Here is a 21,599-nt window from a genome sequence, read left to right on the forward strand (position 1 = left end):
TGCATTTAAGGTCCAGTTTTGAAGGATTTTAACAGGATTTTTTTAGATTTATTATTTAAAAAAGGATTTTGAAGTATTTTGTTGAATATTAATTGTTAGTCTATAAAAAATGGAGGTTGTTGTGATGTTGAAACTGTTTCAATATAACTGGCAAGTTCGCGATGATTGGTTTACATGGTGCGAAGATGTTCCGGAAGAAGATTTATTAAAAAAACGGGTAGGAGGAGTTGGGAGTGTTCTGTACACTCTTTTTCACATCGCAGATGTTGAATACAGTTGGATTTGCGGCTTACAAGGTAAACCCGAACCTGAAGAACCATCTTTTGAAACCTACGCTAGCTTATCCAAAGTCCGAGACCTTTCAAGCCAATATCACAAGAAGGTAGAGCCCTTTGTGACATCGTGGACAAACGAAATGGAATACCGGAAGCTCACGGAAACTGATTCCAATGGTGAAACGGTTAGCTTCAGACACGGAGAAATCATGCGCCATGTCATCGCCCACGAAATCCACCACATCGGTCAATTATCTGTGTGGTCACGTGATATAGGACGGAAGCCTGTTACGGCGAATCTCATTGACAGAGGATTATTTGAGTAAACACTGACCCCAGTGGTCATAAGTTTGAATTTCATATGGGATTTTACAAAAACGACTGGATTATTATTAATGAGAATAAAAATCATATGGAGTTTTAAGAATTAGAACTTGTTCAAGAAAAGGGCGCCTTTCTGGAATAAGGTGGGTGTCATAATTTTTTGTTAAAGTAATTAAATTGGATTACTTGTTTTGGAATAATTGGTATTAAGCAATAGGGCAGGTAGGATAATACAATTCATTGATTGGGAGTAAGACTTAATATGAGGAGGCGTCCATATGCAAAAAGTGATTCCTGCATTACGCATAACTGATTATACAAAAAGTAAGGCATTCTACGTGGAGGGAATGGGTTTTCAAATTGATTGGGAACATCGATTTGAACCGCATTTTCCCGTTTTTGTTCAAATCAGCAAGGATGAAATGACTATTTATTTGACTGAACATACTGGAGATTGCCAGGTAGGTGGATTAATTCACTTTTTTGTTCCCGATGTTGATAATTGGTACAGAGAATTAAAGAGCAAAAAAGAAATTCGGATTATTGAGCCCCCAAATGAGGATCTTGAAGGGCTTCGCATGATGACACTCGTAGATCCTGATGACAATCAATTACGCATATGTACTCGTTTATAAAAATCTGATTGAACTAACAGAGACGTTTTTGCAATAACTGTAAAACGTAGATAATGGAAACCGAACTTCCATTATCGGGCGCAGTTGTTTAATAAGCGATTGCGCCAATACTGAACAAAAAAGGTTATTTTGTGGAAAAGGACTTTACTGAATTATAGGTGGTGAATATTGTTTTGAACTTACTTCTATTTGTCTTTTCTTATATTTTGTTAAATATAATGGGTTCTGTGTTTTACGTTGGAATGTTACTGTTACTTTTCACGATATTGAAAAAGACTTTTAATATGGGTGAGAATAAGTGGAATGTTCTTTTCAAATTTGAAAAAGGCAAAGGATTTTATTGTATGATGCTCTTTCCTTATTTGCTAATGCTTCTTGTAATGTTTTCGGCAAGTAAAAATTGGTTTGATTTGATTGATTTTGAATATAGCGTTTTAGGCTCGTTGTCTGTGATTATATTGCTAACGCTTATTATGGTTTTTAGATTCCCTAAACTTAAAGATATTGTAAATAGTAAATTACAGGGAAATCATTAAATTATGTGTTAAAGATCTGATATTGTTCTAAGCAATCGGGCGTGATTCTGGAGTAAAGGATTACGTTTTTTACATAAATTTTGTGGCGATTTTGGTTAGAAATAAATATAAAAGGTAGTATACAAGCATAGGAATGGGTTGTATAGAAAGGTTTGTAAAGCTAAGAACGATATAAAACAGATATAAAGGAGTAAAAAATTTATGGAAACCTTTTTTTCAATACTTCCTATACTTTTATGGTTAGCAATTTTTGTATTGTTATTCTGGATTACTGTACGTACTATTAATAAATCAATACCAAACAAAGGATTAGAAAGAAGAGTGGAGGTTTTAGAACAGGAAATAAAAGATCTCAAAAATAAGAGTTGAGAAATTAACATTAGGAAAGTTTCTCAGGAATCATTTTAATAATTTTTTGTTCCGAACTGCAACAATAGGGCGCTTTTCAGGAATAAAGATTAGCGATCATTCATTTAAATGGCGAGATAATTGAATAACCAAACCTCTATATAATGTTTAATAATTTAAATTAGGAGATATAATGGAAACTGCTGAATAAAGGGGGATTCAAATGGATAGGCCAACGGAAGAGGTACTCGTTCATCCAGACGGAACAACAATTACTTTTTTAGGTCGAGGCACTGATAAAAAAGGGGAATTTTTAATTGTTGAACATCTCGTATTGAAACGGGGTGCTATGAACGGCCCTCATTGGCATCCAATTCTGACGGAATCATTTACGGTTAAGGAAGGGAAGGTGCGCTTTATAGTAGATGGCGAGGAGCAGCTTCTTGGACCTGGACAACATATTAAGGTTCTTCCCAAACAGGTGCATCAATTCTGGAACGAGAGTAAAGATCGGTTGATAGCTATTCATGAAATCCGACCACCAGGAAATCATTGGAACATGTTCAGTCTTATTCATAAATTAACCAAACAAAACAAATTAAATTCCAAAGGCATACCTTGGAATCCTTTATGGTTGGGGATGGCGTGGGAGTGTATAGACGGATATATAGTAGGACCTCCTATCTTCTTACAAAGGGGAGTATTCGGGGGATTGGCACGACTGGCACGTGCAATCGGGTTTCAAATTTAAGCCTTGTACAATCATAGATGAGTTGCTCAATTATAGGGCGCTTATCTGGAATAAGGGTAAGCGCTTGTATTGCTTATAAGGGTCAGTTAATGGAGTAAAGTTATGTTAAAATGAAACCAGTAAAGCACTGATATACGTGAAGGGGTGATGAAAATGAGTAAAAAATTAAATCCACCACAAAGTTTGTTTACAATTGCTTTTCTTATAATTGTTTTGTCTATATATAGTTTTGCTATCCCTGAATTCGAATATAAATCTATATTATTTATACTCGTTAGTGGAGTAGCAGTCTATATTGGAGCAATTTTGGCAACGTCGATTATTAAAGATGAAGAATGTGTTCTTAAATGGTTACAAAATGACATAACAGAACTAAAGAATAAGTAATATCAGTTCATTAAGCAAACGGGCGCATTTCTGGAATAAAGGAAAGCGCTTTTTTAATGTATCGGGCGATTAAATGGAATAGTGAAGAAGTGTTAGGGAGGCTTTATTTTGGATGAAAAATCTTTTATTTTATTCACAATTGTATTAATTGGTTTATTATCTGCGTGTAATCCATTTGACATAGACAAATCAGATAACCCAACTTCATAGGGATAATTGAAGAAATAAACCATCAAAATGCTCTTGTTTCAATAAGAGAGGTCGAAATTCTTAAGTTAGGGGATAAAGTATATGCTCCAATGCCACCTAATATAAATACTAACGGTAAAGTACTAGCAATGACTACCTCCAAGTTGTCTAGCTTATTTATCTATTATTTAATCTCCGGAATACACCATTATGCTCTTCAAAGGTTTCTGAAAGCATATTTTCAATGTTGTCATTCTCTTTTTTATTGCTTTTTGTAATCTCATCACGTTCGACTAATTTTCGTAAATGCTTAGAAGGTGCGCTATTTTTAGGTACATACATTGGTTGATCATGTCCTTCAACTTTTAATCGAATAGAATCAGATGCTGCCCATATTCTCACTTTTGTATCTAAATATTTATGCTCTCCCATTTTTATCATCTCCCTGTTTTTTATTTCATATATCCGGGAGCTCCAAATCATATCTTTTTGCAAGTTTTTTATTTCCTTCTGCATACCTTTCTTTTAGTAACTCACGAATATCTTCGGGTAGCTCATATTTCTTATAGTGCAATGTGTAGCTTATCCTGGTTTGCAATAAAGTTCTTGGTGCAAGATTGCCGATTTTCGGAATTCTTATGGTCGGTATACGTCCTTTTGGATTACTTCGCGATTTGAAATATTTATTAAGTTTACGGGCAATCCGCACTTGTGCCACACCGTAACTTTTGTTGGATTTACGAGCGCTTGTTTTAGTGCTGTATTTCGGAATTTCCCGCTCACCCATGAAATGCAGCAGCTTTCGTATTTCGTCAGCAGGATTTTGCCTGAAATCCTCATAAATCATTACATATAATCGATCGCGTCCAAACGTCTTCTCCACCTTTTGCAAGTAGTTGTGAAAATTTAAACTTTGAAGCGAACCATTATTCCTGCAGTAATTTAAATACCCGTATGCATCCAGGACGCCTCCCATATGGATGTGCTGGATATACAGAGATGTAAAGAGTGCCACCTGCGATCGAATCCCTACAATCACATGGACATCATATTCCGTTGCCGGAAAAATTCGTTGTAAACCAATTAAAATGTTTGCCTGCTTTTTCGTTTTCCTTGGAGCAAACGGACTACCGGATAATCCTTCATACGAAATCAGTATTGGATTGTCGTTATCAAAGCTATCCACATAGCTCCTTATTTCTTCAACCTTTGTATTTGATAGGTGACGGAGCCGTATATCCTGCAGGTAAGACTTTATTTGCTTCTGCTTTATATAATTAACCTGTTTCAGCTTTGGATAAATATATTGCTGTAAGAATGTTGTGGCCGTTTTATGGTAGCCAACTTGTAAATAGATTGTTCGCATACGTTCCTGCTCCCATCGTAATTCATTTCTTATTGCCATTATAGCAAAAGGGATGCTTTTGATAAATCCAATATTGTACCATCTGACGCCCAAGTGTTTCGGGGTTCAGAAAATCTTCCTTTGTTGATACCGTAATAACCTTCCAGCCCGGTAAACACCATTCTCTGCACCACATACCAGCAATCATCCCCTCTTAATTCCGGCAAAATTCGAAAAATACCGGAAAGTGACTGCCACTATATAAAGTATACAGACAATAGGATATGATACGATGGGTGAAAAAGAACGAAAGAGGGAGATGGATTTTAATAAAACTTTTTATAAGAACAGGATTTATTATTTTTGTTTGTGTATTATTGACTGCATGTGGTGACAGTCATGAATACAGTACACATGGGGAAATCCAAAAAGATGAAGAAGATGAAAAAGATGAAACTTATACACCTCGAGAAACAGACGTTATTTAAGTATCATATTCGGACAACGGATATGATGTTTGTATGAATGATCAACATGGGGAAAAGGAATAAAACGTTAGGGAACTAGACTGTATTATCAATACTACAAACGAGCGCTTTTCTTGAATAATAAGGAAGCGCCTATTTTGCATTAGTGATAGGTATGGAGATTAGTTTTTCGGGAATCGCTTATTCCGCCTTTTCGAGGGGATGTGCAAAAATACCTATTCTATGTTTTTTACAGGTTGTGATTTATTAATCCAGCAATTGTAAAAATGGACACGCATCGTGTGTGAATGTACGTTACCAATAGAAAATGTGATTAATATACTAGTAGTAGATAATGTTCATCAAGGGATGTCAGGCTAGCCTTTCGAACGGAGGTGGTGCCAGGTGAGTTTATATGAATTATTCAAGGTGCTAATTGGATTTGGTTCCTTGTTGATTACCTTAATTGCGTTGGTCATAACTTTAATCAATAGAAAATAGACCTCCCTATTTACCCAGAAAAGTTTTGTGGGAGGTCTATCCGCTTAGAGTAGTCGGACTCCCTTGGAGAACCGCTTGTCTCTAGACCAAAGTTAATATAGTGGTCTTACATATATAGTCAGGTAAGTATGTCATTTATATCACTTATTAAAAATGAATTAAATACTATTGTCAGTACGAAGTGGTAAGATTAACAGAGTATGTGTAAAGGTAATAGTTTCTATACAGATGAAATCCAGTATTTGGTGTTTAGATATAATTGAATTAAAGGAATAACTTTAATTATACGTAGTGAGTCTTACCTAAACGGGTGTATTTCTTGAATAAATAATCATGCATTTTTTGGATGATTCATAGAAAGAAAAAAAGGGTTGGTGGTGATATGATCAATTTATTAGATTGCATGAAAGAGGGTAATGAAAGGCAACAAAGTGCTTATTTTGCAATACATGAACTGAATATCATGAATGATTTAATTGATTATAATCCTGTTTTATGTGGAACTGTGCCAATTGGTATTGACGTTAAAGGATCAGATTTGGATATTATCATGGAAGCAAATGATTTGAACAGTTTTGGAGAAAAAATATACAATCTGTATGATAATCAAGCTGAGTTCAGGATTAAGCGAACCAACATCCGGGGACAAGAAGTGGTTAAAGCGAATTTTGTCTTTAAACATTTTGACTTTGAATTATTTGGCCAATCCGAGCCCGTACATGAGCAAACTGCATACTTACATATGGTTATCGAGCATAAACTACTAATGGAAGATCCAAGTCTTAAAGGACAAGTAATTCAACTTAAGGAGCAAGGTTACAAGACAGAACCAGCCTTTTGTAAGCTTTTGGGGATTTCGGGAGATTCCTATGAAGGGCTTATTCGTTTCGGAATAAAGAAGAGTATAGTAGCAAAAGGCTTTTAAGGCAAACTATGCAGCAATAAGGTGCGTTTGTCGAACAAGGCGTCCTTCTGAATAAGGCGCGCTTTTATTGTCAGATAAAAACGCCCTTTTTCTTGAACAAACAACAACTTTGATTAGATAGTCTTCAAAGCAGTTCTTAAGTATAAAGAAAATCTTTAAAGTAAAGCCCATACCAAATACAAATAACCTGTAAGGTAACACGCTTCCCTAAAGATACCTTGATATGGTCCTTACTTTTTACGTTCATAAAACCGACGCGCCTTTGCACGATTTCCGCAGTCTTCCATCGAACACCAGCGGCGGCTACGGTTTCGGCTTGTATCCATAAACAGCCAACCGCACGGAGTCCCCTCACACTTTTTTACTCTTTTTAGTTCTTTTTCCGAAATGAGAATGTTGGCAGTGGATTGAACGATTGGTGGAAGCATCCCGTCTAATGTTTTTTGATCATTTTTAAATTCCAATGAAAAATGATTTTTCCCAGGTACTACTTGCAACATCCCGTATGCTTTGCTTAATGCCTCGTTCAAAATTGAAAGGTCAATAGAGGTTGGCGTTTCATCATTTGAAATCGAACTAAATATGCGGTAGATCGCTTCCCGGAGTTCAATTGCCTCATCAAGAACCCTTTTTGCTTCAGAAGGCTGATCCATTGCTCTGTTGAGTAATTGATGTACTTGTTGCTCCTTAAGAATATCAGCATGAAAACTCCAGTTTACCAACTTTTCATAACTCGTCAGCCACTCCTTCGATTCCTCACTACCATCGTGCCAGCTCACCGTATTGGCAAAATCCAAACACAAACGCCCGGCGAGCAAGTCATGCGAGTATACATCCATACTTTTATTTAAATCAGTCATGGTTATTTTCTCCTTTGTTTTACTCGTTAGTATTTGATAGCCCTTACAGGATAATCTTGAAATTTTACTTATAACCATCATAAGTGGTATTGACAGTTAAATTCAAATCATTTACGATATAACCATCAAAAATTAATTAGGGGGTTATATATTTCAGGCTATGAATCTCAATAAATTTTGATTTGAATGTGAAACGATTAAATTGGAGGGGATAAAATGAATCATTCGTTATCAACATCAGTAAGACAAATGGTGAAAGAAACATTTGAAGGACCGCCCGGTGAAGGAAGTATGTTCACAGAGTCACGGCCAAACAGCGGACTTTTCGGGACTCTTGATCAGTTAACCGCAAATGAAGCTTCAATTGCGGTTAACGGGACGACGGTTGCGGCTCACGCTGACCATACCCGCTTTTATTTATGGGGAACGAATGCCATCCTGAAAGACGGTAAGCAGCCAAAAATGGATTGGGGAGAAAGTTGGAAAATTAATTTAGTGGATGAAAAGCAATGGAATCGAATTAAGGAAGAATTACGACATGAATACTTAACACTTTTGGAAGCAATTGATGTTACTGAATGGAATAAACTACTTGCCAATGAAATTCCAGGTTCTTTGGCTCATTCAGCATATCATCTCGGAGCTATACGGCAAATGTTAAAAGTGGTCAAAAATAGTTAAAAAGCTTTCATTGAAAGATTGACCTTTGATCTTCTGCAATAGGGCGCTTTTCCTTAATAAGGAGAAGCGCCCATCTTTCGTATTATGACCATTTAATTGGAATAAGAAGGAGTTTAATAAAGATTGTCGAAAGAGTAAAAGGAAAAGTATTTTTAGCAATCGAAAAGAATTTCATAGCCATCATTTGTGATAAGTTTAAGAAAATAAAGAAGGGAGAAGATGATATGAAAAAAACGCAAAATCATCTGCAACTACCAAATGTAGTGTCACGTGATGAATGGCTTGTGGCTCGTAAGGAACTGCTGGCCAAAGAGAAGGAATTCACTAAGGCGCGGGACTCGCTGAATGCCGAACGTCGCCGACTCCCAATGGTAGAGATTGATAAGGACTATGTCTTAGATGGTCCGCATGGTAAGACCCGTTTGCTTGATCTGTTTGAAGGGCGTCCTCAACTTATCGTGCATCACTTCATGTTCGATCCTGATTGGGAAGCAGGTTGTCCTGCTTGCTCGCTGGCTGCGGACAACATCGGCCATCTCGCCCACCTTCATGCACGCAACACGTCACTAGCTCTGATATCCCGTGCTCCACTTCCCAAGCTTCAACGCTACAAGGAACGCATGGGTTGGAACATTCCTTGGTACTCGTCCTACGATAGCGACTTTAACTATGACTTTCACGTTACACTGGACGAATCCGTCGTTCCAATCGAATACAACTACTTGACCAAGGATGAGCTTGTTCAGATGGGCGTACCCGTTGATTCCGGTCAGTCAATGGAAGTGCCTGGCGTTAGCACCTTTCTTCGCGATGGTGAAAGAATTTTTCACTCGTATACGACTTACGCCCGTGGAACTGACCTAATAATTGGTACCTTCAACTATCTCGATTTAACAGCTCTTGGCAGGCAGGAGGACTGGGAACAGCCTTCTGGACGCAGTGACGGCAACGGCAAGACATGGCTACGCCGTCATGACGAATACGATCACTCTTTTGAATCGGATTCCTGTTGCAATTCAAGAAAGAGCGATTTGTAATCAATGTAGTTCATAAATATATATAAAAATTAGTTAACAGATGTTTAAGAAACGGTCGCTTTTTGTTGAATAAGCGCTTCTTTTCTTATTCAACGATCTGGTGCAGAGTTGAAGATGTCGAGCGGACCTTAATCAAAGGTCCTCTTTTTTTTAAGATAATAAATGGAATTTTATGTTAAAGTTAATGTAATATTTGCACTTGCGATTTTTTATTTATCTTTATACATAACTATCGGTTCTAACGTATCCGTTATCGCTGCCTTTCATACACGAAATTAAGGTACTTCAAGGATTAGACGGAACAACCACTTTAATGCTTAGACAACTTTGCTGATTGGGGTGGTTGTTGTTATACCTTCAAATAAATAAGATTATTCTTCATTTAACAGGGTGCTTCATTGCGTAAGAAACTAATAACCTTATTCAACAGGGAGTGATAGAATGAATAAAAAGAAAGGTATGCAGAAGTTCTTTATTGTATTTATTTCTTTTGGAATATTAATGTTACTTTTTTTAATGCAAGACTCAAAAATTCTTGAAAGAATAGCAATTTTTATACCTATTATTGCGGTAACTACTTTTTGGCTCTGGGTAAACTATGGAGAGAAAAAACGTGATTAAAAATAGGGTAGCTTTACTTCAATAAAGATAAAGGACTATTCTACTAACGCAGCAGGATTTCAATAACCTTTTACATAGAAGTGGGGGATAATTATGAGCTTCTATTTCCAAAATTACTTAAGCGTGCTTAAAAATAACTTTATGTTAGTTATTATGGCATCAATACTATTAGTTTTAACCTTTTTTATATGGGCAGGTTTTCCATTTTTTATAATTGGTGGTGTAGTGGCAGATTTAACTGCTAACTTTGCTTTCATTCATTTTTGTATTTCATTATCAGGTGGAATTCTTTTTTCCTTGTTCTTTGTGCCAATTAATCTAAAAGTTGCTAAAAGTATAGCCAACATAAAACATTGTGGTGTGGCAAGTTCTTTTGTACATATACAAACAATATGGACATTAGTATGTTCTATAATTTTTGAAATAGTTATGAGCATCGTTCTTCAACTATAGGGTGTAATCTTCAAGAAGGGAATCGCTTATTTCTTATTCAAGTAAAGCAGTAGGTTAGTGGAATAAGATGCCCCTTTAAAACATCTTATTAGATTTAGATTCGGGGAAAGGAGATTTATTTTGAAGAAAATAGCTGTTTTTATCCTTCTTTTACTATTATTAGTAGGATGTAGCCAAAGTAATGTTATACATAATACAGAATTAGAGGATTCCATTTATTCTATTGTTGAGGATAAAAATAAAAATGAGCTAGGTTTAACATCATTGACGACTTTCGAATGGGAAAACGCTTTCCTTTTCTCGCCTTATAGTACACAAGAAGGTATAGAAGAACAATTAGGTATATATTTCAAAGACCCAAGCAATATCGATATCAGAGACGATATATACCTATTGGTCTTCCTTAAAGGAGATAAAGTCGTTCAATATGTTGAAATAGAGCGTCAAGGATCTGACTTTTCAATAGAGGAAAAGGGACCCCTTACTCCATCCAATGATGTGATAAGTATTGAAAGACACTAAAAAGGAACTTTCCTTGTTGTATAAGAAATAGATATTTCAGAAGGGGTGTAAGGTCAATGAAGTCAAAAAGGTTAAGGAATTGGATAATTGGGTTAATGGTTTTGGCTATGTTGACTATCGGAATTGCTTCCAGCTATAGCGGATTTGTAGAGGCAAAAAGCACTTGTGTGAAAAGTAATGGAACTATTACAGAAAAGAATTTAGATTTATTAGCTTTCAATTGGTCAGTATCTTGTGAAAGGTAATTTTCAGTTAGCAAATACAGGATTGTGAAAGAAGATACTTAAACTATCAGGTGCTTTCCTTTAATAAGAAATTGCATCCTTGTTCCACTAAAGCAGCAGTAGAGTTGAAGAATGAACTATTCTTTGTTACATTTAAAAACGAACATATATTCTCTTTTAGTGGAGGGTTCTATGGATAAAAAACGAAATTTGGTATTATTTATTGCTTCGAGTTTAGATGGATATATTGCTACAAAAGACGAGTCACTTGAGTGGCTTTACAATGTCGAAGGTGAAGGTGATAACGGCTTTTCAGAGTTTTATGAAACGGTGGATACGGTTTTACTTGGTAAAAGGACTTACGATTGGGTAATGAAACAAGATATTGAGGAATTCCCATATAAAAACAAAGAATGCTATGTGTTTACAAGGTCCTCTATTGAGGATACCGAAGATGTAAAATTTGTTAATGACGATGTAAATGAATTTGTTGATAAGCTAAAGAGCCAAGATGGGAAAAATATTTGGATTGTTGGTGGAGGAGAATTGTTGCATTCTTTTATACAAGAAAAATTGGTTGATGAACTAATCATAACGGTTTCCCCATCTTTACTCGGTAAAGGAGTTCCGTTATTTAGAGAGGGAGATTATCAATTAGACCTCTCGTTGAAAGGAATGAGGAGCTTTAATCAATTTGTTGAACTGCACTATGAAGTTAAAACTTTAAGTTAAGCTCTTCAACAAACTGGTGCAGGAGTTGAGGAGGGTGCTATGAATTTTAAAGGTAGTATATTAAGAGTTATATTATCGGGTTTAACGGCAGGAACTTTAGCTTACATTTTTAACAAACTAGTTGATAATGAAATTATTGAAAACATTGGATTTATCATTATTGTTATTTTTACGGTAATATTTTTTCTTCAAAAGGAGAACAACCCGATTAGTTGAAAACTAATGATAATATAGTGAAAAAGGATGTGAATCTATATGATTGAAAGGCAATTAATCAATGAAAATGATGATCGTTCGTATTTTGTGTATCTAACCAATCGAAATGAGCGATTGAAAATGTTCCGGAAAGAGATTAATCAGATTCTAGATGAAATGGATATCATTCCAATGGGATACACAAATTTATGGATATATGAGCGCGTTGCGATTTATGAAGATGAAAAATGGATTACTTTTTCCAATAACGATGATGCAGCAAACAAGGGATATGATTTTGGACGCATTAAAGAAGAGAAATACCGTACGTTTTTTTTCTTTGAAAGTATACGTCCTTCAACTAATGAACTTTATATGCCGGATGAAGAAACTATAATACATGATTCCTATAAAGAAGCATTAGATCATATGGAAAGCAGGATGCATTACTTTAAATCACATTATCCGAACCGAGTAGTGTACGGGATGGTTGCCAAACATCTTTACGACTTTGGGTGGCATTAATTATAAAGATAAGGGCAACACAACAATAACTAAGTTACGTCATAAATCATGGTAAGCGTATGGAGTGAAATATAATATAAGGGGAGAAATGTTATGGAGGAAAAAGTTCTAATGGAAGTTTCAGAACAAATTGAAGAATTTATTGATCAGAAAAATGAAAACTCCTATTTTGTCTATCTGACAAATCGAAAAAAGTTGTTACTCCCTATACTCATGTTTAGGAAGGAAATAAATCAAATTCTTAATCATATGAATGAAGAAATCGAAATGGGATTCACAAATTTGTGGATATTAGAACGAACTGCAATTTATCGTGATAATCAATGGTTACTACTCCCTGAAAACAATGACGAAGCAGATAGTTCATTTGATTACGGTCAAAAAGAAGACCAATACTGCACATTTATATTTCATAACTTTAATAAACCTTCTGATATTGTTATGAATCGGAAAAGCATGGATAGAAATGAAACAAAGGTACATGGTTCTCTTAAAGAGGCCCAAGAATACGTTGAAAAACGGATTGATTATTTAAAATCAAAATATGAGAATCGTGATTTCTATACTCTATGCGCCAAACAGCGCTACGATTTTATGTGGCATTGACGCGGGGAGTCGTGTTGGTTATATTAGCGAAGTTTTTACCTATAAGTGGAAATTAAATCGGTTGTTATACACACGGGAAGTCTGATACAAATAAAAACTTTACCTTAAGACGTTGGGTTTCTTCTTTAATTAATGAGACTGAAAATAGCTTTCGAATTGCTGTCGGTACAAGTGAATTAAAGTTTACATCAAAGGATATAGAGGGAAGTCCTTATACCTTGTGGTTAATGTTCCGGCTAACAACGGAATAACAAGGGTAACTAAAGTATTTACAAGGGGTTATTTAGTTGATAGACATACGTTTTTGCTCATTTCTGTTAACCTAAATTAAATATTAGAAAAGAGTGATTCTGTGTATTATAATCATCAATCGGTTAAGAAAGAGGCTAAGAAACATAAAAAATTTTTAGAGTCATTCATCATTGATCCGGGATCCTTTCGAATAAATAATTGTGATTATTTTTTGGTGAATTATCAAAGAGGAGAAAAAATAACCGGTTGTGCAGTAGTATCGCCGAATTCTAATGCTGGAAAAACGGAGTATTTGGAAGCGTTTGACTCATTATTGGAATTCTCCGTACTAACCTATTTATTTGTAGATCATGCTGAAAAAAGGGTAAATGTATATATGTATCCACATACTCTGATGCAGAAATTTTTGATGGATGTTTTAAAAGAAGTTTGTAATCATTTAACTTCAGAGGAAAAGAATGTCTTTGAATACTGCCTTGAAAGAATTGATTTAATGTTAGAACTACAAGGACGTATACAGGAAATGTACGGTGAATTTGAACAAAAAGCTAAAAGGTATCGTGATGGAGTTGAAGAAGAGATTACAAAACAAGACATAGAAGAAGCAGCAAATTATCTTGGTGAAGTTGGTTTTATTCAATATAGACAGGTGGTTGCAGTTTACGAATACATACCCAAGTTCAGGTATATAAAAGAAATGAATAATCCGGAAGTGAAAAAATATATAACTACAACTGTTGATGGCTATTTGGACGAATTTTCGATCAATGAAGAAGAACATCGAAAAAATGTCGAAAGAATTTCTATTCAGCCTAATATGAGTGATCTAACCAAAGAAGAACACATTGAATTAGAAAAAAGTGAGATTTATAAAAATTTAACAAATATAAATGTATCTTCAAGAAAAGAATTGAGATTCTAATGATATTTTTGATTAAAGAATGACAACGATAAATATTTGGAAAATCATTGAGCAACGCTTGAAAGGTTTATTCATTTTGATTGAGGTGATTAACAACGGTTACACAATTGGGGGCTATTTACTAATAAGGAATGGCGTCAATACCGCATATGGACCAGATTGTTTGATAGTGGGGGTTCTTGAAGAGAGGAATCTTGGACCATCATAAAACTTGATCCGCAATCGAGCGCTTTTCCTGAATAAGGATTTGCGCTCTATTTGCATTTATACGAGGGCCATTTTGTTGAATAACCGAGATTTCTATTTAGAGTATTTGAATATTAAAGTGGCGGGATCTTTTTGGTAACTGCAGGGTAATTGAACAAAAAAACAAAAATTAGTACCAACTATTAATAATAGGCGTTAAAATAAAATAAGAACTAGTATTAACTAATAATTAAGAGGTGTTTTGTATGAAGTTAGATGAATTTACAATTGGAGATGTGTTCGAAACGAAATCATATAAATTAACAAAAGAGGATATTGTGAGGTTTGCAGGTGATTTTGATCCCCAATATATGCATTTAGACGAGGAAAAAGCAAATCAGGGAAGATTTAATGGAATCATTGCTTCCGGAATACATACACTAGCCATCTCATTTAAGCTATGGGTTGAAGAAGGTAGATATGGTGAGGATGTTATTGCTGGAACAAAAATGAATAATATTAGATTTTTAAAGCCAGTGTATCCCGATGATGAATTACATATCATTGTTGAGGTAATTGATAAAAAAGCATTAAAGAACGAAACAGGTCTCCTTACGGTATTGTTATCTACTTTCACTGATAAGGAAGAAAAAGTTTTTGAGGATGACTTAACCGTATTGATAAAGCTATGAAGGTTAATTTGTAAGTAATCTTATTTCTTTAAAGCGAAGTGGAGGGACTAATCCCCACCACCTCATTGACTAAATAATAACCCAATGCTAAACAGCTTTTGTTCTATTTATCTTACGTGAGTAAGTATGTCTCTGCATCATTCATTTACCTAGTTACATTTTGAACATTATAGTTCCAGAAACGGGTACAGTAATTGAACAATGGTATGATGTTTATATAGTTTGAATCGAAAGGTGTGATGTCTTATGGCATATAAACTAAATTACGTTGACACAGAAGAATTTGTCTTTAGGGAAAAAATCTATGTTAAGGAGCTGCCACATTGAAAACGGAAGAAGTCAAATTTCAATCAGAAACAGAGAGATTGGTATTAAGACCGTTACAGAACCAGGATTACGAACAGTGGCTGGAAGGTTGTCGTAATAGATTTCCTTCACAGTATAAATACGATGACGACAAAATGGACTTGAGTGAATGGACGCAGAAAAAATTCAATGACGATGTAGTTGCAAAACTTCAAGGATTAGCTGACCGGGACGAAGCGTATGTTTTTGGTGTCTTTCGTAAGTCGGATCAAAAACACGTTGGTAAGGTTGAATTTGGCACGATTATGAGAGGCGAATTTCAGTGGGGACTCTTGGGGTATACCATTCACAATCAATATTGGCGCAAAGGTTACGGAAAAGAAGCAGTAAAGGAAGCGCTTAATATCGCTTTTCAAAATCTCCATTTCCACCGCATTGAAGCTAATATAAATGTTGATAATAACCCTTCCATCAAATTAGTGGAAAGCGTAGGAATGGAATTCGAATGCATTAGGAAAGGATTTATATTTGAATTTGATGAGTGGACCGATAACCTAGTGTATTACTTGAACTCAAAATAAACAGGCTTTACAGGACGTAATTCAATAATATTGAAATGCGCCCATTGTTCTGTTATCGGGCGCGATTCCAGAACATTATTACTTGAAGAAGTACATGTTAAGGGGTGTGGGGCAATGGAAAGAATTATAGATACATATACCATAGATGGGCAAACCATCGAATATTCCATGATAGGAAAAGATGGTGAACCTGTCCTAGTGATGCACGGTGGACATTCCAATTGCTATGAGGAATTTGGATACGATTCACTTATTAAAAATGATTTCATGATCATTACACCCTCAAGAGCTGGATACGGTAGAACTTCAAAAGAAATTGGAGAAAGTTTGACCAAAGCCTGCGATTACTATGTGGAGCTATTAAATCATTTAGGAATTGAAAAAGTTCACGTTCTTTCAGTTTCAGCTGGTGGACCAAGTGGACTTTATTTTGCTTCTCATTACCCGAAGAGAGTCAAAACATTGACGTTACAAAGTGCTGTTACCAAAGAGTGGCACACGCCTAAAGATAAAATATATAAATTGGCACAGATTCTATTCCGTCCTTCTTCGGAAAAAATAATATGGAAATTCACTTCAAGTATGAGCAACCGTTTTCCAAAATTTATATTTAAGCAAATGATACCCTCATTTAGTAAGCTTTCATATAAGCAAATAAAAGACAAAATGATGGACGAAGATATTGATGAAGTCCGAAAGATGAATAATCGGCAGCGGTCAGGGTATGGTTTTTTAATTGATTTATTACAAACAAAGGAAATTACATCGAAGGATTTGAAAGCAATTTCTTCCCCAACCCTTATCATGCATAGCAAACATGACGGGGCAGTCTCGTTGGAACATGCGCATTATGCACATCAACAAATTTTGGGCTCGAAGTTATGTATACTTGAATCATGGGGACATTTGATATGGCTTGGTGAGGGATCTAAAGACATAAAAGGAAAACTTGTAGACTTTCTTACTCGTCATTCAAAAGCATCATAACAAGTCAAAGGTCGATAGTAACTGGGATTCCATTAAAGGGCGCCATTCTTGAATAAGGATTGGCGTCAGTTTCGTAATACGAAGGGCCATATTGTTGAGGAACATCTTCACATATTCATGTAGAATAATAATTGGAATTGTGAATGACTACACTTAAACTAAAGCAGCAGTTTAGTATAATAACAATACATTTTTTTGCGGCGATGAAAAAATTATTAACAACATCTAAAAAAATTAATAGTGTTACATCCAAGGTGGATGAACAGCAAAAATAGTGATCAAATTTATTTTGATCACTATTTTTGGTTCTGAATTTCCCTATGTTCTTCTATTCAATTTAAAATTAAATACCAGAGCAATGAATAATATGGGTTTCCTAAATTATGAATTATATGTTTCTCTGTTTAGATTTACAATATCTTTATGTGACAATCCAGCTGAAAACTTCTCTATTACCTTATCACGTAGAAGTGGGGCTTTTTCTTTATCTGCCTTTTTTAATGCTTCCGTTAGTTCTTCTTTTGTTAGTTCTGTGCAGTATGCAGGAGTTCCTGGCTGTTGTCTCCAAGAATCAGTTAAAGAGCCACTATCCACTGCATCGAAGCCTAGCTCATTTACTAGATCCATGATTATTTGTTTTTGTGATAGGTCATTACCAGCAATTGTCATGGCAATGCGATCACTATTACCTTCGGGGATTCCTTTATTTTCTAAAGTATAAGCTAATAGATTGCTGAAGGCTTTAATGATAGATCTACCTAATTGATTTGAAACCCAAACGCTTTCAACCATTTCGTTCTCAATTTCTTCAATTTTATTGTCTCTAAAAGGATAATAATTTGAAGTGTCTACAACGATTATTTCCTCTCTAGCTTTATCTACAATGTTGCGAATGCTTGGAATCACATGAAGAGGGATAGATATTATAAGAACATCAATATTTGTTATTACATCTTCTACACTCACAGGTGTTCCCGCAATCTCTTTTCCTTCTAAACGTTCAATTTCTCGAGCATCTGCAATTTTAACATCATGTCCATTTTTAACTAATATTTTTGAAATAATTGTCCCTATTGGTCCTGCACCTATAATTCCAAATCTCATTATTGTTCCTCCTAAATATAATTTTGTTCGATTATGATTTAATATCAACTATGAAATTTTCCAATTGCCTCAACACGAAATTGTCTACATTCCTTTTTTGCAAGCAAAAAGGTAATTGAGTGTTTTGGTTATATATAATATAATGAACCCATTACTCACATTTTTGAAGTAGGCAATAAAAAATGACATAGTACACTTTTTTGTACTTTATAGAAGAAAAGGGATGTAAGTATGGCTAAAATATGCAAGGATGGATTTGAAAAAGAGTTTATTAAGGAGCATAGAGACGTTTATGGTATTGCGTATACCCAAAATATGCTTTCAGGACGCTGGAAGTATATTATTCTTTGGTTTTTAAAAACAAAAGAACGTCGTTATAGCGAAATTAAAGCCTTTTTATGGGACATTTCACAAGGTTCTCTTACAAAACAGTTGAGAGAATTAGAAACAGATGGATTAATTAAACGAGAGGTTTTCCCTGAGGTACCTCCACGTGTTGAATATTCATTAACAACTAAAGGGCGTGAATTTATCCCAATACTTGATATGATGGAGAATTTCGGAAAGAAATACGGTGAGAAACCTGAGTGAAATAATAAAATGATATTTTTTATTATTTGAGCCGATATTGTGAAGTGTTGTACTAAAATTAAATGGTGCAAGAGTTAAACAAGGCGATCACCAAATTGATCGTCTTTTTATCGTATAAAAAATTTATATTTTTTGGAATAAAATGTTAATATTGAAGTAAGTGTATTGAACAATGAAGCAGTATTGTTTAAGTAGAAGGGAGCTTAATAAATGGCGACTTGTCAAAATTGTGGGAAAGAGTGGAGTTGGAAACAATCAGTTAAACAATCATTCACATTGGACACTGGAATGAAATGTCCGCATTGTGATAGAAAGCAATATCTTACAACTAAAGCAAGAAAGAGAAGTAGCATCATTTACTTTACCCCGTCCTTGCTTCTGCTATTTTTACTCGTTTTTGATATTTCCTCTGTCTTTACTTATATTAGTTTGATGATTGGAGCCTTTTTATTAATGGTTGGGCTTTATCCGTTCTTTATCGAATTATCGAATGAAGAAGAACCTCTTAGGAAGTGAATTTGAATGATCAGCTTTAATGAATTAGAATGTATCAATAATTTTTGTTAGAGGGAGTGAGAAAATGTGTCAGAAGGATTAAAAAAAATGCTGTTATGCACACTGGTATTTCCCACAGGTGTTACCATTCTTCGTCTTTTTATAGATTTTACTTTTGGTAATAATATTGAATTGTTGTCATATACTGCTGTTTTTTTTGGTACAGCTTTTGCAGGGTTAATTTTCATTGGACCACTAATGTATCATGTATCAAAATCGAAGGAGGAGAAAAAGTAACTTACTTCTTAAGAACGGGTGCAAGAGCCGAACAACCTTCCCACGCCTTAATAAACTTTTGAATATTGATGATTAATGATGGAGTAAATAATCTTCTTAGCAAGGGTCTTTATTTGGGAACTTTCCCGGTATTGGACATAGACCTTATTTGGGATGTCATCAATCTGGCTTATTTTTCGGATTTTTACTTCCTCTTTAAATCTTTCGTCAATACCAAGTTCAGGTATAATTCCAATTCCTATCTCATTTGACACAGCTTGTAAAAGCATTTCATTATTAGCAACATCAATGCGCGTTATATTGTGTGCGCCAATGAGTTGTTGATCAACTAACTTCCATAATGACGAGTTTCTTCTATAACTTAATATCGTTTCCTCATTTAGATCTTCTACGTCAAGTGTGTCTTTATCACATAGATGATGACCCGCTGGGATGACAGCCACAATGTTATTATCAAATAGGTATTCTGAAATAATGTCATGATTATTTGGTAGAACATCTCGAGTAAAAATTAAATCAACTTCCCCCGATAAAGCCCTTTCATTTAAACTGACAGAATCATTTCCTTCAATCACTTGTATATCTATTTTTCCTATTGATTTAATCGTTTTTAACAGCTCTATAATAAATGAATACGCGTATCCAGGCGAGAAGCCAACTTTAATAACTGGATCCTTAACGATGTTTGTAATTTCCTTTGAATGTTTAATATAAATTAAAATATTTTTGGCATAATCGATGAACATAGTAGCTTCCTCAGTTAGGAAGATTTCATGGCCAATTCTATTAAAAAGCTCACATTCTAAGATTTCTTCTAATGCTTTTATTCGTGATGTAATGGTTGGTTGCGTGACATTAAGGGCATCCGCAGCTTTTGAATAGCTCTTATATTCCGCTACAGTAAGAAAAGTCTGTAATTGACTCTCATTCATCGTATTTCCTCCTGAATCATCTTGGTTTATAAGTCTTAACAAGGAAAGCGTTTTCAGTAAATGAATATTTGTTAATGATAAGTCAAGAAAAGACAAATTGTCAAATCAATTAACAGAAAGATAATAATATAATATGTTTTTAAAAAAGTGTATAAAACTTTTCTTTAAATTAATAGAAAAACAAAAAAATATTCAATTGGAATCTGAATTATCCGACTTCTATAATGAAAAGTAAGCAAGGTAATCAAAGGCAAATTAATTAATTGAACTGTTAAAAAAATTCATCTGCAAAATGAAGTAATTACAACTGAGAAAGGAGTGGCTTTAATTTGGAAAATAAGCGAATGAGTGAATCATTAGAAGGAAAAGTCGCTATTGTGACGGGATCTGCTAGAGGTATTGGTAATGCTATTGCATTAAAGTTAGCTAATTCAGGTGCGAGTGTGTTAATTAGTGGAACAAATGAAGAGCGTACTAAACAAGCCGCAGAGGAAATGCAAACGCTTACAGATTCAACGATAAACTACTATGCAGGAGACCTTTCCAAAGAAGAAAATGTTGCGGAATTGGTTGAATATGCAATGAGTAGTTTAGGCAAAATTGATATTTTAGTAAATAACGCTGGTGGAGGTGTCATTTTACCTTTTCTTGAACAGACTTCTGAAACTTTGAAGACAACAATCGATCGCAACCTATGGACAGGGGTTTGGTCATGTCATAAAGTATTACCTCATATGGTTGAGGCTGGAAGTGGACGAATTATTAATGTAGGTGCTGATTCAGTACGGAACGGTCTATGGGATCATGCTGCATATAATGCTGCAAAAGGTGGCGTACATGCCATGACTACCGGGTTAGCAAGAGAATTTGCCAAAAATGATATTACAGTAAATACGGTAGCACCACCTGCAGTTGATTGTGAAGGGTTAGATGCTATCCGAGAAAGAGACTCCGAGTTAGTGGATAAATATATTGAAATCATTCCAAAAGGAAGAGCCGCTCATGTGGAAGAGGTAGCGGATGCAGTATGGTATCTATCTACAGAAGGTGCAAGTTTTATTACAGGACAGGTTATTAGTGTCAACGGCGGAAGTAATATGCTTTAAATTACGAAA

At 35.0% G+C, this 21,599-nt stretch carries 31 protein-coding genes; 26 read left to right on the forward strand and 5 right to left on the reverse strand.

Features of this window, described 5'->3' with window-relative positions:
• Positions 1-124 precede the first annotated feature (124 nt).
• The 5 genes from LG329_RS16360 to LG329_RS16380 all read left to right on the forward strand — a co-directional run bounded on the left by LG329_RS16360 (position 125) and on the right by LG329_RS16380 (position 3,256).
• Positions 125-601 carry a DinB family protein gene (locus LG329_RS16360; protein WP_404451895.1) on the forward strand — a complete coding sequence of 159 codons (477 nt, stop codon included), beginning with the start codon at positions 125-127 and terminating at the stop codon, positions 599-601.
• Positions 602-877: 276 nt separating this feature from the next.
• A complete protein-coding gene (locus LG329_RS16365; RefSeq protein WP_404451896.1) occupies positions 878-1,234 on the forward strand; it encodes a glyoxalase superfamily protein in 357 nt (118 codons plus the stop codon).
• A gap of 737 nt (positions 1,235-1,971) precedes the next feature.
• Positions 1,972-2,139: a hypothetical protein gene (locus tag LG329_RS16370; RefSeq protein WP_404451898.1), complete on the forward strand. Its 168-nt coding sequence runs from the start codon at positions 1,972-1,974 to the stop codon at positions 2,137-2,139.
• Between the two features lie 202 nt (positions 2,140-2,341).
• Positions 2,342-2,869, forward strand: coding sequence for a cupin domain-containing protein (locus tag LG329_RS16375; protein ID WP_404451899.1), 528 nt, complete (start codon positions 2,342-2,344; stop codon positions 2,867-2,869).
• Positions 2,870-3,022: 153 nt separating this feature from the next.
• Entirely contained in the window at positions 3,023-3,256 is a 234-nt protein-coding gene (locus LG329_RS16380) for a hypothetical protein (protein ID WP_404451900.1), read from the forward strand.
• Between the two features lie 366 nt (positions 3,257-3,622).
• Here LG329_RS16380 and LG329_RS16385 read toward each other — a convergent pair whose 3' ends face one another.
• Positions 3,623-3,877: a hypothetical protein gene (locus LG329_RS16385; protein WP_404451901.1), complete on the reverse strand. Its 255-nt coding sequence runs from the start codon at positions 3,875-3,877 to the stop codon at positions 3,623-3,625.
• A gap of 25 nt (positions 3,878-3,902) precedes the next feature.
• The gene (locus tag LG329_RS16390) at positions 3,903-4,811 is read right to left on the reverse strand and encodes a sulfotransferase domain-containing protein (protein WP_404451902.1); all 909 of its coding nucleotides are present in this window, start codon (positions 4,809-4,811) and stop codon (positions 3,903-3,905) included.
• 275 nt (positions 4,812-5,086) lie between these two features.
• Between LG329_RS16390 and LG329_RS16395 the strand changes: the two genes are divergently transcribed.
• The 3 genes from LG329_RS16395 to LG329_RS16405 all read left to right on the forward strand — a co-directional run bounded on the left by LG329_RS16395 (position 5,087) and on the right by LG329_RS16405 (position 6,683).
• The gene (locus LG329_RS16395) at positions 5,087-5,278 is read left to right on the forward strand and encodes a hypothetical protein (RefSeq protein WP_404451903.1); all 192 of its coding nucleotides are present in this window, start codon (positions 5,087-5,089) and stop codon (positions 5,276-5,278) included.
• A gap of 408 nt (positions 5,279-5,686) precedes the next feature.
• Positions 5,687-5,758: a putative holin-like toxin gene (locus tag LG329_RS16400; protein WP_404456725.1), complete on the forward strand. Its 72-nt coding sequence runs from the start codon at positions 5,687-5,689 to the stop codon at positions 5,756-5,758.
• 382 nt (positions 5,759-6,140) lie between these two features.
• A complete protein-coding gene (locus tag LG329_RS16405; protein WP_404451904.1) occupies positions 6,141-6,683 on the forward strand; it encodes a DUF4269 domain-containing protein in 543 nt (180 codons plus the stop codon).
• Between the two features lie 230 nt (positions 6,684-6,913).
• Here the strand turns inward: LG329_RS16405 and LG329_RS16410 are convergent, their stop codons facing one another.
• The gene (locus LG329_RS16410; protein ID WP_404451905.1) at positions 6,914-7,543 is read right to left on the reverse strand and encodes a CGNR zinc finger domain-containing protein; all 630 of its coding nucleotides are present in this window, start codon (positions 7,541-7,543) and stop codon (positions 6,914-6,916) included.
• Between the two features lie 216 nt (positions 7,544-7,759).
• Here LG329_RS16410 and LG329_RS16415 point away from each other — a divergent pair, with 216 nt between their 5' ends.
• From LG329_RS16415 to LG329_RS16480, 14 genes are all read left to right on the forward strand, one after another.
• Positions 7,760-8,224: a hypothetical protein gene (locus LG329_RS16415; protein WP_404451906.1), complete on the forward strand. Its 465-nt coding sequence runs from the start codon at positions 7,760-7,762 to the stop codon at positions 8,222-8,224.
• A 224-nt stretch (positions 8,225-8,448) separates the two neighbouring features.
• Positions 8,449-9,261: a DUF899 domain-containing protein gene (locus tag LG329_RS16420; RefSeq protein ID WP_404451907.1), complete on the forward strand. Its 813-nt coding sequence runs from the start codon at positions 8,449-8,451 to the stop codon at positions 9,259-9,261.
• 441 nt (positions 9,262-9,702) lie between these two features.
• On the forward strand, positions 9,703-9,882 hold the full coding sequence (locus LG329_RS16425; RefSeq protein WP_404451908.1) for a hypothetical protein: 180 nt from the start codon (positions 9,703-9,705) through the stop codon (positions 9,880-9,882).
• 93 nt (positions 9,883-9,975) lie between these two features.
• Positions 9,976-10,335: a hypothetical protein gene (locus LG329_RS16430; RefSeq protein WP_404451909.1), complete on the forward strand. Its 360-nt coding sequence runs from the start codon at positions 9,976-9,978 to the stop codon at positions 10,333-10,335.
• Positions 10,336-10,455: 120 nt separating this feature from the next.
• A complete protein-coding gene (locus LG329_RS16435) occupies positions 10,456-10,857 on the forward strand; it encodes a hypothetical protein (protein ID WP_404451910.1) in 402 nt (133 codons plus the stop codon).
• Positions 10,858-10,913: 56 nt separating this feature from the next.
• Positions 10,914-11,102 (forward strand): hypothetical protein, encoded by a 189-nt coding sequence (locus LG329_RS16440; protein ID WP_404451911.1) that lies wholly within the window; start codon positions 10,914-10,916, stop codon positions 11,100-11,102.
• A 171-nt stretch (positions 11,103-11,273) separates the two neighbouring features.
• Positions 11,274-11,813, forward strand: coding sequence for a dihydrofolate reductase family protein (locus LG329_RS16445; protein ID WP_404451912.1), 540 nt, complete (start codon positions 11,274-11,276; stop codon positions 11,811-11,813).
• A 39-nt stretch (positions 11,814-11,852) separates the two neighbouring features.
• A complete protein-coding gene (locus LG329_RS16450) occupies positions 11,853-12,029 on the forward strand; it encodes a hypothetical protein (protein ID WP_404451913.1) in 177 nt (58 codons plus the stop codon).
• 39 nt (positions 12,030-12,068) lie between these two features.
• Complete coding sequence (locus LG329_RS16455) at positions 12,069-12,533, forward strand: hypothetical protein (protein WP_404451914.1); 465 nt, start codon at positions 12,069-12,071, stop codon at positions 12,531-12,533.
• Between the two features lie 93 nt (positions 12,534-12,626).
• Positions 12,627-13,139 carry a hypothetical protein gene (locus LG329_RS16460; protein ID WP_404451915.1) on the forward strand — a complete coding sequence of 171 codons (513 nt, stop codon included), beginning with the start codon at positions 12,627-12,629 and terminating at the stop codon, positions 13,137-13,139.
• 352 nt (positions 13,140-13,491) lie between these two features.
• The gene (locus LG329_RS16465) at positions 13,492-14,313 is read left to right on the forward strand and encodes a hypothetical protein (protein ID WP_404451916.1); all 822 of its coding nucleotides are present in this window, start codon (positions 13,492-13,494) and stop codon (positions 14,311-14,313) included.
• A gap of 452 nt (positions 14,314-14,765) precedes the next feature.
• The gene (locus LG329_RS16470) at positions 14,766-15,191 is read left to right on the forward strand and encodes a MaoC family dehydratase (protein ID WP_404451917.1); all 426 of its coding nucleotides are present in this window, start codon (positions 14,766-14,768) and stop codon (positions 15,189-15,191) included.
• A 323-nt stretch (positions 15,192-15,514) separates the two neighbouring features.
• Positions 15,515-16,078: a GNAT family N-acetyltransferase gene (locus LG329_RS16475; RefSeq protein WP_404451918.1), complete on the forward strand. Its 564-nt coding sequence runs from the start codon at positions 15,515-15,517 to the stop codon at positions 16,076-16,078.
• A gap of 114 nt (positions 16,079-16,192) precedes the next feature.
• Complete coding sequence (locus LG329_RS16480; RefSeq protein WP_404451919.1) at positions 16,193-17,065, forward strand: alpha/beta fold hydrolase; 873 nt, start codon at positions 16,193-16,195, stop codon at positions 17,063-17,065.
• A 381-nt stretch (positions 17,066-17,446) separates the two neighbouring features.
• Here the strand turns inward: LG329_RS16480 and LG329_RS16485 are convergent, their stop codons facing one another.
• Complete coding sequence (locus LG329_RS16485; protein ID WP_404451920.1) at positions 17,447-18,169, reverse strand: NADPH-dependent F420 reductase; 723 nt, start codon at positions 18,167-18,169, stop codon at positions 17,447-17,449.
• Between the two features lie 231 nt (positions 18,170-18,400).
• Here LG329_RS16485 and LG329_RS16490 point away from each other — a divergent pair, with 231 nt between their 5' ends.
• From LG329_RS16490 to LG329_RS16500, 3 genes are all read left to right on the forward strand, one after another.
• A complete protein-coding gene (locus LG329_RS16490) occupies positions 18,401-18,760 on the forward strand; it encodes a winged helix-turn-helix transcriptional regulator (protein WP_404451921.1) in 360 nt (119 codons plus the stop codon).
• Positions 18,761-18,970: 210 nt separating this feature from the next.
• Positions 18,971-19,276 carry a TIGR04104 family putative zinc finger protein gene (locus LG329_RS16495; RefSeq protein WP_404451922.1) on the forward strand — a complete coding sequence of 102 codons (306 nt, stop codon included), beginning with the start codon at positions 18,971-18,973 and terminating at the stop codon, positions 19,274-19,276.
• 66 nt (positions 19,277-19,342) lie between these two features.
• Complete coding sequence (locus LG329_RS16500) at positions 19,343-19,552, forward strand: hypothetical protein (protein WP_404451923.1); 210 nt, start codon at positions 19,343-19,345, stop codon at positions 19,550-19,552.
• Between the two features lie 47 nt (positions 19,553-19,599).
• On the opposite strand, the gene LG329_RS16505 is transcribed toward LG329_RS16500, so the two are convergent.
• Positions 19,600-20,484 carry a LysR substrate-binding domain-containing protein gene (locus tag LG329_RS16505; protein WP_404451924.1) on the reverse strand — a complete coding sequence of 295 codons (885 nt, stop codon included), beginning with the start codon at positions 20,482-20,484 and terminating at the stop codon, positions 19,600-19,602.
• Between the two features lie 329 nt (positions 20,485-20,813).
• Here LG329_RS16505 and LG329_RS16510 point away from each other — a divergent pair, with 329 nt between their 5' ends.
• On the forward strand, positions 20,814-21,590 hold the full coding sequence (locus tag LG329_RS16510) for an SDR family NAD(P)-dependent oxidoreductase (protein WP_404451925.1): 777 nt from the start codon (positions 20,814-20,816) through the stop codon (positions 21,588-21,590).
• Positions 21,591-21,599 lie beyond the last annotated feature (9 nt).

Origin of the sequence: Virgibacillus necropolis (genome assembly GCF_044793635.1) — a bacterium.
Taxonomy (GTDB): Bacteria; Bacillota; Bacilli; order Bacillales; family Amphibacillaceae; genus Virgibacillus_F; species Virgibacillus_F necropolis_A.

Excerpts from the sequence above, each read along its gene's own strand:
- LG329_RS16360 (WP_404451895.1), top strand. The coding sequence starts at position 125 with ATGTTGAAACTGTTTCAATATAACTGGCAAGTTCGCGATGATTGGTTT.
- LG329_RS16365 (WP_404451896.1), top strand. The coding sequence starts at position 878 with ATGCAAAAAGTGATTCCTGCATTACGCATAACTGATTATACAAAAAGT.
- LG329_RS16370 (WP_404451898.1), top strand. The coding sequence starts at position 1,972 with ATGGAAACCTTTTTTTCAATACTTCCTATACTTTTATGGTTAGCAATT.
- LG329_RS16375 (WP_404451899.1), top strand. The coding sequence starts at position 2,342 with ATGGATAGGCCAACGGAAGAGGTACTCGTTCATCCAGACGGAACAACA.
- LG329_RS16380 (WP_404451900.1), top strand. The coding sequence starts at position 3,023 with ATGAGTAAAAAATTAAATCCACCACAAAGTTTGTTTACAATTGCTTTT.
- LG329_RS16385 (WP_404451901.1), bottom strand. The coding sequence starts at position 3,877 with ATGGGAGAGCATAAATATTTAGATACAAAAGTGAGAATATGGGCAGCA.
- LG329_RS16390 (WP_404451902.1), bottom strand. The coding sequence starts at position 4,811 with ATGCGAACAATCTATTTACAAGTTGGCTACCATAAAACGGCCACAACA.
- LG329_RS16405 (WP_404451904.1), top strand. The coding sequence starts at position 6,141 with ATGATCAATTTATTAGATTGCATGAAAGAGGGTAATGAAAGGCAACAA.
- LG329_RS16410 (WP_404451905.1), bottom strand. The coding sequence starts at position 7,543 with ATGACTGATTTAAATAAAAGTATGGATGTATACTCGCATGACTTGCTC.
- LG329_RS16415 (WP_404451906.1), top strand. The coding sequence starts at position 7,760 with ATGAATCATTCGTTATCAACATCAGTAAGACAAATGGTGAAAGAAACA.
- LG329_RS16420 (WP_404451907.1), top strand. The coding sequence starts at position 8,449 with ATGAAAAAAACGCAAAATCATCTGCAACTACCAAATGTAGTGTCACGT.
- LG329_RS16425 (WP_404451908.1), top strand. The coding sequence starts at position 9,703 with ATGAATAAAAAGAAAGGTATGCAGAAGTTCTTTATTGTATTTATTTCT.
- LG329_RS16430 (WP_404451909.1), top strand. The coding sequence starts at position 9,976 with ATGAGCTTCTATTTCCAAAATTACTTAAGCGTGCTTAAAAATAACTTT.
- LG329_RS16440 (WP_404451911.1), top strand. The coding sequence starts at position 10,914 with ATGAAGTCAAAAAGGTTAAGGAATTGGATAATTGGGTTAATGGTTTTG.
- LG329_RS16445 (WP_404451912.1), top strand. The coding sequence starts at position 11,274 with ATGGATAAAAAACGAAATTTGGTATTATTTATTGCTTCGAGTTTAGAT.
- LG329_RS16450 (WP_404451913.1), top strand. The coding sequence starts at position 11,853 with ATGAATTTTAAAGGTAGTATATTAAGAGTTATATTATCGGGTTTAACG.
- LG329_RS16455 (WP_404451914.1), top strand. The coding sequence starts at position 12,069 with ATGATTGAAAGGCAATTAATCAATGAAAATGATGATCGTTCGTATTTT.
- LG329_RS16460 (WP_404451915.1), top strand. The coding sequence starts at position 12,627 with ATGGAGGAAAAAGTTCTAATGGAAGTTTCAGAACAAATTGAAGAATTT.
- LG329_RS16470 (WP_404451917.1), top strand. The coding sequence starts at position 14,766 with ATGAAGTTAGATGAATTTACAATTGGAGATGTGTTCGAAACGAAATCA.
- LG329_RS16480 (WP_404451919.1), top strand. The coding sequence starts at position 16,193 with ATGGAAAGAATTATAGATACATATACCATAGATGGGCAAACCATCGAA.
- LG329_RS16485 (WP_404451920.1), bottom strand. The coding sequence starts at position 18,169 with ATGAGATTTGGAATTATAGGTGCAGGACCAATAGGGACAATTATTTCA.
- LG329_RS16490 (WP_404451921.1), top strand. The coding sequence starts at position 18,401 with ATGGCTAAAATATGCAAGGATGGATTTGAAAAAGAGTTTATTAAGGAG.
- LG329_RS16495 (WP_404451922.1), top strand. The coding sequence starts at position 18,971 with ATGGCGACTTGTCAAAATTGTGGGAAAGAGTGGAGTTGGAAACAATCA.
- LG329_RS16505 (WP_404451924.1), bottom strand. The coding sequence starts at position 20,484 with ATGAATGAGAGTCAATTACAGACTTTTCTTACTGTAGCGGAATATAAG.